The organism is uncultured Tateyamaria sp., assembly GCF_947503045.1.
Taxonomy (GTDB): Bacteria; Pseudomonadota; Alphaproteobacteria; order Rhodobacterales; family Rhodobacteraceae; genus Tateyamaria.
In genome coordinates this window covers 562,778-575,829 of record NZ_CANNCF010000002.1, presented here as the reverse complement: position 1 = coordinate 575,829, position 13,052 = coordinate 562,778, and the positions used below count along the sequence as shown (strand labels likewise).

13 protein-coding genes are annotated in these 13,052 nt (G+C 61.8%); 3 read left to right on the top strand and 10 right to left on the bottom strand.

Annotated features, from left to right (window positions below):
* Window positions 1-2: 2 nt before the first annotated feature.
* The 7 genes from Q1A89_RS11200 to Q1A89_RS11170 all read right to left on the bottom strand — a co-directional run bounded on the left by Q1A89_RS11200 (window position 3) and on the right by Q1A89_RS11170 (window position 6,226).
* Window positions 3-647 carry a peptidase gene (locus tag Q1A89_RS11200; protein ID WP_299729131.1) on the bottom strand — a complete coding sequence of 215 codons (645 nt, stop codon included), beginning with the start codon at window positions 645-647 and terminating at the stop codon, window positions 3-5.
* A complete protein-coding gene (locus Q1A89_RS11195) occupies window positions 647-1,525 on the bottom strand; it encodes a phytanoyl-CoA dioxygenase family protein (protein ID WP_299727680.1) in 879 nt (292 codons plus the stop codon). Before Q1A89_RS11195 ends, Q1A89_RS11200 begins: the two co-directional genes overlap by 1 nt.
* A gap of 94 nt (window positions 1,526-1,619) precedes the next feature.
* The gene (locus Q1A89_RS11190; RefSeq protein ID WP_299727677.1) at window positions 1,620-2,357 is read right to left on the bottom strand and encodes an SDR family NAD(P)-dependent oxidoreductase; all 738 of its coding nucleotides are present in this window, start codon (window positions 2,355-2,357) and stop codon (window positions 1,620-1,622) included.
* Complete coding sequence (locus tag Q1A89_RS11185) at window positions 2,354-2,935, bottom strand: DUF3833 domain-containing protein (RefSeq protein WP_299727674.1); 582 nt, start codon at window positions 2,933-2,935, stop codon at window positions 2,354-2,356. The genes Q1A89_RS11190 and Q1A89_RS11185 overlap by 4 nt, the downstream gene beginning before the upstream one ends.
* 1 nt (window position 2,936) lies before the next feature.
* Window positions 2,937-4,172 (bottom strand): MFS transporter, encoded by a 1,236-nt coding sequence (locus Q1A89_RS11180; protein ID WP_299727671.1) that lies wholly within the window; start codon window positions 4,170-4,172, stop codon window positions 2,937-2,939.
* Window positions 4,169-4,927: a DUF1365 domain-containing protein gene (locus Q1A89_RS11175; protein ID WP_299727668.1), complete on the bottom strand. Its 759-nt coding sequence runs from the start codon at window positions 4,925-4,927 to the stop codon at window positions 4,169-4,171. Before Q1A89_RS11175 ends, Q1A89_RS11180 begins: the two co-directional genes overlap by 4 nt.
* Complete coding sequence (locus Q1A89_RS11170) at window positions 4,928-6,226, bottom strand: FAD-dependent oxidoreductase (RefSeq protein ID WP_299727665.1); 1,299 nt, start codon at window positions 6,224-6,226, stop codon at window positions 4,928-4,930.
* Window positions 6,227-6,457: 231 nt separating this feature from the next.
* On the opposite strand from Q1A89_RS11170, the gene Q1A89_RS11165 reads away from it, so the two are divergent.
* Both Q1A89_RS11165 and Q1A89_RS11160 read left to right on the top strand, forming a co-directional pair.
* Window positions 6,458-6,982 (top strand): sigma-70 family RNA polymerase sigma factor, encoded by a 525-nt coding sequence (locus tag Q1A89_RS11165; protein WP_299729128.1) that lies wholly within the window; start codon window positions 6,458-6,460, stop codon window positions 6,980-6,982.
* Window positions 6,983-6,990: 8 nt separating this feature from the next.
* Window positions 6,991-7,647: a ChrR family anti-sigma-E factor gene (locus Q1A89_RS11160; RefSeq protein ID WP_299727662.1), complete on the top strand. Its 657-nt coding sequence runs from the start codon at window positions 6,991-6,993 to the stop codon at window positions 7,645-7,647.
* A gap of 48 nt (window positions 7,648-7,695) precedes the next feature.
* Here the strand turns inward: Q1A89_RS11160 and Q1A89_RS11155 are convergent, their stop codons facing one another.
* From Q1A89_RS11155 to Q1A89_RS11145, 3 genes are read right to left on the bottom strand one after another with little or no spacing between them, the layout of a single operon-like run.
* On the bottom strand, window positions 7,696-8,751 hold the full coding sequence (locus Q1A89_RS11155) for a saccharopine dehydrogenase (protein ID WP_299727658.1): 1,056 nt from the start codon (window positions 8,749-8,751) through the stop codon (window positions 7,696-7,698).
* Entirely contained in the window at window positions 8,748-9,359 is a 612-nt protein-coding gene (locus Q1A89_RS11150) for a glutathione S-transferase family protein (protein WP_299727655.1), read from the bottom strand. Before Q1A89_RS11150 ends, Q1A89_RS11155 begins: the two co-directional genes overlap by 4 nt.
* A 10-nt stretch (window positions 9,360-9,369) precedes the next feature.
* Window positions 9,370-10,023, bottom strand: a complete 654-nt coding sequence (locus tag Q1A89_RS11145; protein WP_299727652.1) for a histidine phosphatase family protein — start codon at window positions 10,021-10,023, stop codon at window positions 9,370-9,372.
* Window positions 10,024-10,244: 221 nt separating this feature from the next.
* On the opposite strand from Q1A89_RS11145, the gene fdhF reads away from it, so the two are divergent.
* Window positions 10,245-13,010: a formate dehydrogenase subunit alpha gene (fdhF, locus tag Q1A89_RS11140; RefSeq protein ID WP_299727649.1), complete on the top strand. Its 2,766-nt coding sequence runs from the start codon at window positions 10,245-10,247 to the stop codon at window positions 13,008-13,010.
* The last annotated feature ends 42 nt before the right edge of the window (window positions 13,011-13,052 follow it).

Here is a 13,052-nt window from a genome sequence, read left to right as displayed (position 1 = left end):
GTTTATCCCGAGGCACGTCCCTTGTTATCCGTAAGGCGTAGCTGCGCTGTGCCTTTGTCCACCAATGGCACCCGCACGCCCGGTTGAATGATGCCCAGATCGTACGGTTCGCGCGCAAACACCTGGCGCACCAGCGGGCGAAAGTGATCGAGCGGCAGCGATGGATAGGCGGGGTCAAAGCTCGATTGATCCCAACGCTCGCAGAACATCGCACAATCGTCGAAATAGGGATGCCCGGCATAGGCGTCGCGTTTGTGCGGGTTGGCGCCAACATGTTGCCCGTAATAGATCATCTGGAAATCGCCGTGCTTTTCCACCACCCATGTGCACTGTTCCCGCACAAACGGTTTGAGGATGCTGGCCGCATATTCGTCGTGATTGTAAGGGGCAAAGATGTCGCCAATGTCATGCAGCAGGGTCGCGACCAGCCAGTCGGTGTCCGCCCCGTCCCACCATGCCCGGGTGGCCGACTGCAGCGAGTGGCCCAGCCGCGTGACCTGATAGCCCGACAGCCCCTCGTCCAGCGTTTCCAGCGCTGTCATCAGCCGATCCGCCGTGCCTTTGGTGAATTCAACCTCATGCTCGGTCAGGAACGCGTAATCCTCCTGGTCGCCATCCTTCATCGCGGTGAATTTGACCTGATCCATCATGCGTAGATCTCCGTTGATCCCTTGGCGCCCTTCATCATGACGCGGGCCTGTTGGTCGCGGATCTCATCGTAGAGCGTCAGCGCCTCCGGAGCAAAGTTCTGCTCTGGCACCGGGACGTGGATAAAGTTGCCATGTGTGTCAGTGCCGCGTGCGTGCATGGCATAATCCTTGCCACCGACCTCTTGGGCCATGTCGGGGCGGATATAGCGCACAACGCAGGCGATGCGCCGGTCGTCGGATGTGTTGGGGCCTGAGCCGTGGATGGTCAGGCCATGATGCAGGCTCATCTGGCCGGGGTGGATTTCAATGGCGGTCTTGTCCTCGGGCTTGACGTCGACCTTCACCTCCTGCCCGCGGCTGAGCAGGTTGTCGGGATCAAAGCTATCCTCATGTTCGAGGATCGCGTTCTTGTGGCTGGCGGCGACGAAATCCATGCAGCCCGAGGCTGGTGTTGCAGGCGACAAGGCAATCCACGCCGTGACCAGTCCGTCAATCGCGCCCAGCCCCCAATAGGTGAGGTCCTGATGCATCGACACGATCTGGCGGGTGTTGGGCTCCTTGATAAAAAACTCGGTGGAATAGATCAGGATGTCGGGGCCAAGAATGCCCTCAATCACGTCCAGAATGGCCGGGTCCTGTGCCACACGCGCAGCCATCGGCATCACCACATGGGCGTTGACCCGTTTGTAGGTGTTGAGAGGGTGGGGCAGGTCCGCCTCCCGCCACGTCGCCTCGACATCTTCCAATTCTGTGCGCGCTGTCAAGGCCGCCTTGGGACTGATGGCAGGGAGTGGAAACAGAAAGCCGTCGCGCCAGTATTGTGCCTGTTGCACCCCTGTCAGGTGACCATTTTCAAGCGTAATCGTGTCCAGCATGCCGAGCCCCTCGCAAGATTGCTGATGGGGTCAGGGTCACCGACAGTTGTTTCGGCTTCTATCTTGGGGACGACATCAGTGATGTCGGTTCTGATCAGGCAAAGATGCGGTAGTAGAGCCAGTCGGGCAGGAATTGCGAGCCCCGGAACAGCAGCGAAAACACGGTTGGAAAGCTCTTTTTGAAATGATCGGTCAGCATAAGTTCGAACATCTCGCGCGCGGCATCTTCGGGTTCCATGATGAAGGGCATCTTGAAATCGTTCTTGTCGGTCAACTGGGTCTTTATAAAGCCCGGATTGGCCACCTGCACCCGCACGCCGGTCTTGTGCAGGTCGGCATACATGCATTCGGCCAGCGACATGGTAGCGGCCTTGGACGCTGTGTAACCGATGGAGCCCGGCAGGCCGCGAAAGCCCGTCAGCGACGAGGTAATCACGATGTGACCTGCGTCCTTTTCGACGAATTTCGGCACCACCTGCCCCAGCACCCGCATGAAACCGGTAAAGTTGATGTCGGCCATTGCCACGGCCTGGTCTGCGTTCCAGTTGCGGGCCGAGAACGGCCAGTAAACGCCCGCCAGAAGCACCACGCCGTCGATTTCACCGACCGCCTCGGCGGCGTCTTTGACGCTGGCGTCATCGGCGATGTCCACGGTCTGGTACGACGCCTTGCCCGGCAGTTCCTCGACCAGCACGGCGAGCTTTTCCTCGCTGCGCGAAGAGACGATCACCTCGATGCCTGCACGGCTCATGTGATGGGCCAGCGCCTTGCCAAGCCCATCGCCGCCTCCGACGATCCAGTACCGTTTGCCGTGCAAGTCCATATTAGTCATGCTGCTTCTTTCATCTCCGCTGCGGGTGCGGGGCGCATTGTGGCGACCAGTTCAGCCACCTTGACCCCGAATTTGCGAAACTGCGAGCGGTTCACGATGGTGCCGTTCGGGGCCAGATACATCCAGTCCACTGTGTCCAACACGTGCCCGCCGGATTTTTCGGGCAAGCGGAACCGGTATTTCAACTGCACCGCGTTCCCGGCCTGCTTGCCGGTGCCCTCGCCTTCGACATCGTCGGCCAGCGCGCGGATGCGCCCGTCATTGCCAAGGGTCAGATCCCAGGCCCGCGTCTGTTCGGACCCGTCATCATAGCGGAAATGTTCTTTCATCACGCCTCGGTTGCCGTCCCAGCGGCAGTCGAATTCGCCGACAAAGCGGGACGAGACACGACCCGTTGGCCCATAGATCACACCCTCGCAGATGATAGGCCCATTCAGGTGCGTGCGAATGTCAAACACCGTGCCGTCGGCAGCATAGTCGTCCGGCGATTGGGCAAGGAACCCGGCATAGCGTGTCCACGCCCAGTTCAGGGCGATGATGGTGCCCGCGCCGATCAGCGCAAAAATCAGTCCGTCCATATCACGTCTCCTTCAGGTCTGTTGTCGCCAGCAAAAGGATGGCGACAAGCTTGAGGCCACAAGGCACAGCTGCGTAAAGCAGGGTGAGAAGCGCGAGCGCTTCGGGCGTGTTACTGGCCGCGCCACTGTCAAATCCCGCCCGCTCAAGCAGCGGCAGCAGGGTGACGGCGGCAAAGGCCAGGGTGAATTTCGAAACAAAGGACCACAGGCCAAACCCCTCGGCGGCCGAGGGGCTGATGCGGGCCATGCGGTTGGCAAAGACCGCGGGCAGCAACGTAAGGTCCGCGCCCAGCGTGGCCCCGGATGCGACGCAGATCACCGCAAAGGCAACCCAGTCGCCGGGCCCCAGCATCAACGCCCCGCCAAAGGCGGCAATGGCCAGCACCATCGCGCTCAGCAGCACGGGCTTGGTCCCATGCCGTTCGGCCAGCTTGCCCCAGACCGGGGCGGCAACAGCGGCGCTGAGGAAGAAGAGCAGCAACAGCGGCCCCTCGAAACCAGGCGCAAGCAGGCGGCTTTCTACAAAGAACAGGAACAGGGTCGAACTGACGGCCACCGGGGCGGCATTGACCAGCGCGATCAGCAGCAAGCGCCGCGCAAGGGCGTCACCCAGAACGGCGCGGAACCCAACCGAAGGCGGCAACCCGTCATTGGCCCATTCACCACGCATCATCACGAGGGCCGCGAGTGCAAGCACACAGAAACCGACCGCGAACCCGGCAAAGGGCGCGCCCATAAACCCGCCCAGCATCACCGGCGCAATGGCGGCCACGCACACCCCCAGCAGCGCGCCCGTCTCGCGCCAGCGCGCCAGTGACAGGTGCCCGTTGCCGGGCAGGCGGTCGGCCTTGACGACGCCTTGCGCGTAGAAATTGATGGTCAGAAAGCTGAAGGCGGAAAATACGCCCGTCAGCATGAGCGCAAACCAGATCAGCGGCGGCAGCAGCGGCGGCACCGCGAACAGGCCCAGCATCGACAGCGCCATGACGTTACTGCCGATCAGCACGCCCAGACCCCGGCGACTGCGCAGCGCCTCGCTGAGCCGTCCAAACAGTGGGTCCTGCACCACATCCAGCAGGCGCAGGCCGAACAGCACAGCCCCGAGCGCAGCCAGCGATACGCCATACTCATCCACGTAGAATTTAGGCGCGTGGATATAGATCGGCAGCCCGGCAGAGGCGAGCAATGCGGCAAAGACCGCATAGGCGGACAGGCGATGGGGACCAGTGTTGTTCACCGTGACACCTCGTCCGTCGGGGGCACAGGACAGGGGCGAAAGGTTGCCCGTTTGATCCAGAGCTTGAGCGCCTGCCAGTGAATCAGCGCCAGCACCCGGCGTGCGCCAAGGGGGCGCCGCAGAAAGGCGCGCAGGATCGAGCGATTGGTGAGGGCCGCGCGCTTGCCTGTCAGCGTAGCGATCAGACCGCCTTCGCCACGGGTATAGTCGATCCAGACGCCGATGCGGTCGTCGCGGATGTCAAAGCGGAACTCATACCCGCCTTCGACCGGCTGAAAGGGCGAGACATGCAGGATCTTGGTGGCCTGCAGGCGATCTTCGGGCGCGATGGGGCGCAGGTCAGAGTGATGGACTAGGTAGCTGTGGCGGTCTCCGAACGTGTTGGTGACCTCGGCGATGACGGCGATCAAGGCCTCATCATCACGCCGACACAGCCAAAAGCTGACCGGGTTGAACACATGGCCGAGCACCTTGGGCTGGGCCAACAACTCGATCCGAGCCACGCCGGTGACCTGATGGGCCTGCAGTACATCCCGCACCCAAGACGCGCCGCGCCCGTCCTTGGGCGGGCCGCCATGGTCGATATCATCAAGGGCCATCAACCCCCGCCCATTGCGCGCAAACAGGGACGGAGTCGAAACCTCCGTCTCGGCATCCAGCAGCATGTAATCCACCGAATATCGAAAGGCGTTGTTCACCGCCCCCTTGCGCCCATGAAAGGTCACGCCGGAAATATGATCGACCGTTGCGGTCATTTATGCGGCCACCTGCAGGGTTGGGGTCCGGTTGATCGCACGCACGACATCCACGGCGCTGGACAGACCGTCCTCATGGAACCCGTGACGCATCCATGCGCCGCAGAACCACGTGTTGTTCGCCCCGTTCATAGCCCGCACCGTCTCCTGCGCTGCCAATGCGGCCAGATCATAGACCGGGTGGCGCAACAAGGTCTTGTCATAGATCAACTCGTCCCTGATCTCGCGTTTGGTGTTGAGGGTCACGAAATGCGGATCATCCATCGGCACAGGCTGCAGCGAATTGATCCAGTAGGTAAGGTCGATCCGGTCATTCTGCGCGCCCGCGTCTTCGGTATAGACCCAGCTCGACCAGGTCTGGCGGCGTTTGGGCATGATGCTTTCGTCGCAGTGCAGGATCACGTCATTGGGCTGGTATTTGACCGCACCAAGGGCCGAGCTTTCCGCAGCGGTTGGGTCAGCCAGCAGCGACAGGCTGTCATCGGAATGTGTGGCAAAAATCACGTCGTCAAATGCCTCCCACTCACCGCCCCACGCCTTGACCTCGACCCCGGCGTCGGTGCGGCGCACCGATTGCGTGGGTGCCCCAAGGCGGATGTCGACGCCATTGGCGCGCATCGCCGCCTCGAGCCGACGGACATATTCAATTGAGCCACCATTGACCGTGTACCACTGGTGCTGGCCCGTGTGGCTGAGCAGGGCGTGGTTTTCAAAGAACTGGATCATGGCGTGGGCCGGGAAATCCATGATCTTTTCCGTGGGCGTCGACCAGATCGCGCCGCTGAGGGGCAAAAGATAATAATCGCGGAACCACGTGCCCGTGCCCATCACGTCCAGAAATTGACCCACCGTGCGGGTGCGATCCTCGTTCGCGACGCGCAGCGCACTGCGGTTAAAGCGGAACACATCGCGCACCATACCCAGAAAGCGCGGGTTCACTGCGTTGGAGCGTTGGGCAAAGAGCGCATCAAGGCTGGCGAGCCCGTATTCCAGACGCCCACCGTCGATAGAGGCGCCAAAGCTCATGTTGGATTTCACGACAGGGACATCGAGTTCCTCAAACAGGGCGGCCATGTGTGGATAGTTGGCATAGTTGAACACCAGAAATCCGGTATCCACCGGCTGATCACCGTTTTTACCCGCCATGATCGTGCGGGCGTGACCACCCAGACGCGGTTCGGATTCGAACAGGGTGACGTGATGATCTGTGGCCAGCATGTGGGCTGCGCCCATACCGGAAATGCCCCCTCCGATCACGGCGATACGTTTGCGGATGGCGGCAGAAGTTTCAAAAGGCATGTGTCTGGGGCGTCCCTGTCGTCTGTGTTGTTCTATTGTCTACGTCCCACTGCGCAAAACGGATGAAGAAAGACCAGACATTTATTTTTTGATCCGAATGACGCGAGAGGCCGTAGACCGTTCATGTACGCGGGTTTAGATACGGCGCAACCAGATGCACAACCACCCATGGGACTTGTCCCGGGGGCGGCGACAGGACCTGCAAAGATGAGTGACAATGACGGCAAGCGGATGTTGTGGGTCAGCCACATGATCCGCATCCGGGATGATCAGGATCAGGCGGCCTTTGCCGAGCTGTTCGAACATTTTGCCCCAAGGGTGAAGGGATTCTTGATCAAGTCGGGGTCAGATGCGTCGCTGGCTGAGGAGTGCGCGCAAGAGGTGTTGGCCACCTGCTGGCACAAGGCGCACATGTTTGACCCCGCGCGGGCGTCGGTGGCGACCTGGATCTTCACCATCGCGCGGAACCGGAAGATTGACGTGCTGCGCAAGCAGCGCCGCCCCGAGCCCGAAGATTTGGCGTGGGGCCCCGAAGAAGAACCTGATCAGGCCGATGTGATGGCTCTGCAACAGGAAAGCGAACTGCTGGGTCGGGCGATTGCTGAATTGCCCGCCGCTCAGCGGGAATTGATAGAACAGGCGTATTTCGGGGATATGTCCCACAGCGAAATCGCCCAGAAAACCGGTCTGCCTCTGGGCACGATCAAAAGTCGGATACGTTTGGCGCTGGAACGACTGCGCCACGCAATGAAGTGATGAATGAAATGGAACAGAACATTAAACACCACCTGACGGATGATATCCTGATGGCCTATGCGGCGGGCACCTTGCCCGAGGCGTTCAACCTGTTGGTTGCAGCACACGTGTCCTTGTGTGACGCCTGCCGGGCCGAGGTCGAAAGCTATGACGCTGTGGGCGGCGAGATGCTGGCGCAGGAACCCTCCAACGACATCGCGCTGGCGCCGGGCAGCTTTGCCGCAACCATGGCGCTGATCGCAGGTGGCCCTGTGGACGAAGCGCCCAAGGCGCGGGTGCGGGGTTCGATCCTGCCAGGTCCCTTGCAGGACTATGTGGGCGGTGACCTCGACAGCATCAAATGGCGCGGCATTGGCCTTGGCGTGAAACAGGCGATCCTGCCCACTTCGCGCGATGCATCTGCCCGCCTGCTCTTTATCCCGGCCGGGGCTGCGATGCCCGATCACGGCCACCAGGGCAATGAGATGACGATGGTGCTGCAGGGCGCGTTTCAGGACGAAGACGACTATTTCGCGCGTGGTGATGTCGAGGTTGCGGACAGCGATATGCACCACACACCCGTGGCCGATATCCACGAGGATTGCATTTGCCTGACTGTCACGGACGCGCCGCTGCGGTTTCAGGGGCTCATTCCGAAAATCGCACAGCGGTTTGCGCGGATCTGATTATCGCCACATGGTGAGTTTGTAAGGCGGGGGTGTCCCCCGCCTTTTTCATGTCTGCGCCATGGCCTGATCAAATGTCGCCCTTGCCCGGCCCCAGACACCTGCATTCAGATCGCCCAGGGTCCGCAGGCTCGGCAACAACTGATCCGCGTAATCCTCGGAAGATTCCACTGGCAGCATCGAGGGCAGATTGTCGATCGCCGTCACATCCAAAGGTGGTGCATCATGCACGCGCAGCGACGGGGCCTCCCACGTGGTGGTGCGATCATAGACCTTGATCGGGGAAAAGTCGCTGTCCGGGTCGCAGGCGATATCACCAATGACGCTGAGGCGACGGGGTTGATGCGCAGCGTTTGACGGTACAAAAACCGGTGTGCCGGGCCGCGCGAGGATGCAGTTGAAAAAGATGTCATGGGCCAGCACTTCGGGGAATGGGCCGCCATGGGCCGTCTCTTCCATGTCCCAGCGCGTGGTGGGCACACCCATAACAGTGCACAGGTCCGCCGCCCCGGTGCCGACCCGCCCAAGCGCGCCGATGATCAGTGCGCTGGGGCGGTGAGTGCCCGTGCCGACCAGTTCGGATTGCAAATCGGCCAGCAGGTGGTTGGAACTGGGATAGGGCGCAACCGGCCCCGACACCTGGTCGCGTTGCTGGGCGATCCAGCATTTCAGCGCAACGGCGGCCCCGGCATAGCCCGCCCAATAGCCAAAAGCGGCAACGCGGCGGTTGTCCGCATCCACCAGGTATTCAAGATCATAAAGCGCACCGCCCCCCGCCTTGAAACGCGCCAGCAGGCGCTGTCCGGCAGGTTGTCCCTTGAACGCATGGCCGAACATGATGTGGCGGTGCGGCAGGGGTGTGCCGTCTTCGGGCAGTTCCTTCAGGCCAAAGATGATCGCATCGCTCGGCGCGTCAGGCCATGTGTTCTGGCCAGCAATCGTCGCCCCGGCGGCGGCGTAGCGCTCGGTGGGCAAGCAGCGGGTCGGGCTGTCTTCGACTGTCACGGTGATGCCTGCGGCAATCAGCGATGCGGCCCCCTCGGGGGTGAGACCAACGCGGGTTTCGTTGGCGCGCTGCTCGGCCCGGACCCACAGATGTGTCACGGCAGCATTCCATTGGCGCGCACGGCCTGCACACTGGGGCGCGCCTCCATCGCGGCCATGAAGGCGCGGAGTTTCGCGAAGGGCGCAAGGTCGACGCCGTCCCCTTCTAGCCAGTTGCAGACCACGAACAGGTAGGCGTCGGCGATGCAGATATGTTCGCCCAGAACAAAGGGGCCGCGCAGGCACTCGGCCTCTACAAATGCGGCAGAGGCGGTCATCGTCTCTGGCACCTTGGCCGCCATGTCGGCCCAGCTGGCCTCGGTGTTGGCCCAGCGGCTGCCGCGCATCTTGTGGGCGTGGTTCACGTGCATCGTCGAGGCAAGGTAATACATGACCGACCGGGCATGGGCGGCATGCAGCGGATCGGCGGGCATCAGGCGTTTGTCCTGCGCTGCGATGTAGTCAAGGATCGCGCCGGTCTCGGTCAGGATCGTCCCGTCAACCTCCAGCGCGGGGACACGCCCCTTCGAATTGATCGCGGCATAGCTGTCGCTTAATTGCTCGCCCGCGCCAAAGTCGATGCGCTGAGTATCGTAGTTGATCCCGGCCTCGTTCAGGGCGATGGCTACGGCGATGGAAATGGTGCCAGTGGCGAAATAGAGTTTCATATCAAGCCTTTCAAACGTGGGTCTGGGCGTGGTGACGGTCAGGGGATTCAAGGTGCGGCACGGCGTTGAACATGACCGGTGACCATGTGCCGCCAATGGGATGCAGACGGTGGATCGAAGTGTTCATGATGGCCAGCGCCACGTTGGCCATCGCCTCGACGCTGAGCCCCAGATGCTGGCGCATTGTCATCGAAATCAACCCGCCCGAGGTGACCACAAGTGCGGGACCTTCGCCTGCGGCGATGTCGGTCAGGGCAGCCTGAACACGGGTCTCGAAGCTTTCAAAGCTTTCCGGGGCGCCCTTGAGGATGCCGTCCTGCCAGGCTGCGAAAACGCGGGGCAGGTGTTTGGTGAAATGGGCTTGTTCGGTGGGGATCGGCACCCCGTGTTCATCGCGCAAGGCGGCGGCGAGGGTGAAATATTCCAACTCGTTCAGCCGCGCGTCCTCGACAGGCTCAAGCCCGGTGGCCATGCCAAGCGCCGTTTCGCGGTGCCGCCGCAGCGTGCCTGTGTAAAGGCGCAAATGCCGCTGATGGGTGGCCTGCAAATGCTCGCCCAGCCACGCGGCCTGCTGGTGACCAAGGGGGCTGAGCCGATCATAGCTCGCCTCGTCTTTGGCCTGTGAATTGGCCTGACCGTGCCGGATGAGAGTGATGTGGGACATGGGTGCCTTTGGCTCGTGTTCGCATTCTTCTAGGCCAGAGCCGGGGTGGTGGAAAGCGCAGGTGCCTCCGGCGGGGATATTTTTGAAACAGAGACAGGGGGACGCCGTGCCGTTTATCGGAAACAGCAGGGACGCGAAAACGGGATTTGGTGTCGGGATTGGGAGTCCCCTTGATCTGCATGCTGGTCTAGGTTGGCCGCAATTGCAGGGAGTTGTGCGCGATGACGGACAAGGTGACATTTACGCTGGACGGGGCTGAGGTCGAGGCCGAAGCGGGCATGACCATCTGGGAAGTGGCCCATGGCCGTGGTCTTGTGATCCCGCATCTGTGCCACAAACCCGCGCCCGGCTATCGCCCCGACGGCAACTGCCGCGCCTGCATGGTCGAGATCGAGGGCGAGCGTGTTTTGGCGGCCTCGTGCATCCGTGAACCGTCCGAGGGCATGGTGGTCACCACCAATTCCGCCCGCGCCGAAACCGCCCGCAAGATGGTGGTCGAGATGCTGGTCGCCGATCAGCCTGAGCGCGATGTGGCCCATGACAAATCCGCCCATCTCTGGGACATGGCCGAGGCGAATGGCGTCACGGAAAGCCGCTTTCCCAAGCTGGAAGAGGGGCGTATTCCGCTGCTCGATGACAGCCATGTTGCGATGTCGGTCAATCTGGATGCCTGTATTCAATGCGGCCTGTGCGTGCGCGCCTGTCGCGAAGTGCAGGTGAATGACGTGATCGGCATGGCGGGGCGCGGCCATGACGCCTATCCGACCTTTGATCTGGCGGACCCGATGGGCGACTCCACCTGCGTGGCCTGCGGCGAATGCGTGCAGGCCTGCCCGACGGGGGCGTTGATGCCCGCCACTGTGGTCGATGACCAGCAGGTCGGGGACAGTGCGGATTTCGATTCAGAGGTCGAAAGTATCTGCCCGTTCTGCGGCGTCGGCTGCCAGATTTCGCTAAAGGTCAAGGACAACAAGGTCAAATATGTCGAAGGCATCAACGGCCCCGCGAACGAAGGGCGTCTGTGCGTCAAGGGCCGCTTTGGCTTTGATTATATCCACCACAACCACCGCCTGACCAAGCCGCTGATCCGCCGCGAGGATGCACCGGCCAAGGGGCTGAACGTCGATCCCGGCAATTGGGGTGAAGTGTTCCGCGAGGCCACGTGGGACGAGGCGCTGGACTTTGCCGCGAACGGCCTGAAAGGGCGTGGGCGCGAGGTGGCGGGCTTTGGCTCGGCCAAGTGCACCAACGAAGAGGCCTACCTGTTTCAGAAGATGATCCGTCAGGGTTTTGGCCATAACAACGTCGATCACTGTACGCGGCTGTGCCACGCAAGCTCGGTCGCGGCGCTGATGGAGAATGTTGGATCGGGTGCTGTGACCGCCACCTTCAACGAAATCGAGAATGCGGATGTGGCCATCGCCATCGGCTGCAACCCGATTGAAAACCACCCCGTCGCGGCGACCTATTTCAAACAGTTCACCAAACGTGGCGGCAAGCTGATCGTGATGGATCCACGCGGGCAGGCGCTGAAACGCTTTGCGTCCCACATGCTGCAATTCCGCCCCGGCGCGGACGTGTCGATGTTGAATGCGATCATGCATGTAATCGTAGAAGAGGGTCTCTATGACCAGCAGTATATCGACGCCTATACTGAGAACTGGGAGGCCGAAAAGGCGCATCTGGCGGGCTTTGCCCCTGAAAAGATGGCCGAAATCTGTGGCATTGATGCTGAGACCCTGCGCGATGTGGCCCGCACCTTTGCCGGGGCCAAGTCTGCGATGATATTTTGGGGGATGGGTGTGTCCCAGCACATCCACGGTACGGACAATTCGCGCTGCCTGATCAGCCTCGCGCTGATGACCGGGCAGGTTGGACGACCCGGTGCCGGGCTGCACCCTTTGCGCGGGCAGAACAACGTGCAGGGCGCGTCGGATGCGGGCCTGATCCCGATGTTCCTGCCGGATTACCAGTCGGTGACGGATGATGGTGTGCGCTCGGCCTTTACGGACGTTTGGAAGTCAGGGGATTTCTCGAATGAGAAGGGCCTGACCGTGACGGAGATCATGGACGAGGTGCATCGCGGATCGATCAAGGCAATGTATGTGCTGGGCGAAAACCCGGCCATGTCGGACCCGGATGTGGAACATGCACGCGCCGCCTTGGCCAAGCTCGATCATCTGGTGGTGCAGGACATCTTTATCACCGAAACGGCCAACTATGCTGACGTGATCCTGCCGGCCTCGGCCTTTGCCGAAAAGACCGGCACGGTGACCAACACCAACCGTCAGGTGCAGATGGGCCGACCCGCGCTGCCGCCCCCGGGCGAGGCGCGCGAGGACTGGTGGATCGAGGTGGAACTCGCCAAACGGCTGGGCTTGGGGTGGACCTATGACGGCCCGGCGGATGTCTTTGCCGAGATGAAGCTGAACATGAAGTCGCTGGCCAACATCACGTGGGACCGGCTGGAGACGCAGAATGCGGTGACCTATCCGTCGCTGTCACCCGAGGACCCGGGGCAGGCGATTGTCTTTGGCGATGGCTTTCCCCGTCCCGAAGGGCGCGCGCGCTTTACCCCTGCGGCGGTGATCCCTCCGGACGACGTGCCGGATGCGGACTATCCGATGATCCTGACCACGGGTCGGCAGCTGGAGCACTGGCACACAGGTTCGATGACGCGCCGCGCCTCGGTGCTGGACGCGGTGGAGCCGGAGGCGAACTGTTCGCTGCACCCCTCGACCTTGCGCAAGCTGGGTGTGCCTGCGGGTGGCGTGGTGCGCTTGACAACCAAGCGCGGGTCGATCGAGATCATGGCCCGCGAGGACCGCGCCGTGGCACCGGACATGGTGTTTGTGCCTTTTGCCTTTGTCGAAGCGGCCGCCAACATCCTGACCAACCCGGCGGTGGACCCCTATGGCAAAATCCCGGAATTCAAGTTCTCGGCCGTGAAGGTTGAGGCGGTGACAGGTGCTGTTGCTGCGGAGTGATCCGATTGTGCGCCTGACTGCGCACGCGATTTGATCTTGTGA

Coding starts and splice junctions, on each gene's coding strand:
- Q1A89_RS11200 (WP_299729131.1), bottom strand. CDS start 647: ATGGATCAGGTCAAATTCACCGCGATGAAGGATGGCGACCAGGAGGAT.
- Q1A89_RS11195 (WP_299727680.1), bottom strand. CDS start 1,525: ATGCTGGACACGATTACGCTTGAAAATGGTCACCTGACAGGGGTGCAA.
- Q1A89_RS11190 (WP_299727677.1), bottom strand. CDS start 2,357: ATGACTAATATGGACTTGCACGGCAAACGGTACTGGATCGTCGGAGGC.
- Q1A89_RS11185 (WP_299727674.1), bottom strand. CDS start 2,935: ATGGACGGACTGATTTTTGCGCTGATCGGCGCGGGCACCATCATCGCC.
- Q1A89_RS11175 (WP_299727668.1), bottom strand. CDS start 4,927: ATGACCGCAACGGTCGATCATATTTCCGGCGTGACCTTTCATGGGCGC.
- Q1A89_RS11170 (WP_299727665.1), bottom strand. CDS start 6,226: ATGCCTTTTGAAACTTCTGCCGCCATCCGCAAACGTATCGCCGTGATC.
- Q1A89_RS11165 (WP_299729128.1), top strand. CDS start 6,458: ATGTTGTGGGTCAGCCACATGATCCGCATCCGGGATGATCAGGATCAG.
- Q1A89_RS11160 (WP_299727662.1), top strand. CDS start 6,991: ATGGAACAGAACATTAAACACCACCTGACGGATGATATCCTGATGGCC.
- Q1A89_RS11150 (WP_299727655.1), bottom strand. CDS start 9,359: ATGAAACTCTATTTCGCCACTGGCACCATTTCCATCGCCGTAGCCATC.
- Q1A89_RS11145 (WP_299727652.1), bottom strand. CDS start 10,023: ATGTCCCACATCACTCTCATCCGGCACGGTCAGGCCAATTCACAGGCC.
- fdhF (WP_299727649.1), top strand. CDS start 10,245: ATGACGGACAAGGTGACATTTACGCTGGACGGGGCTGAGGTCGAGGCC.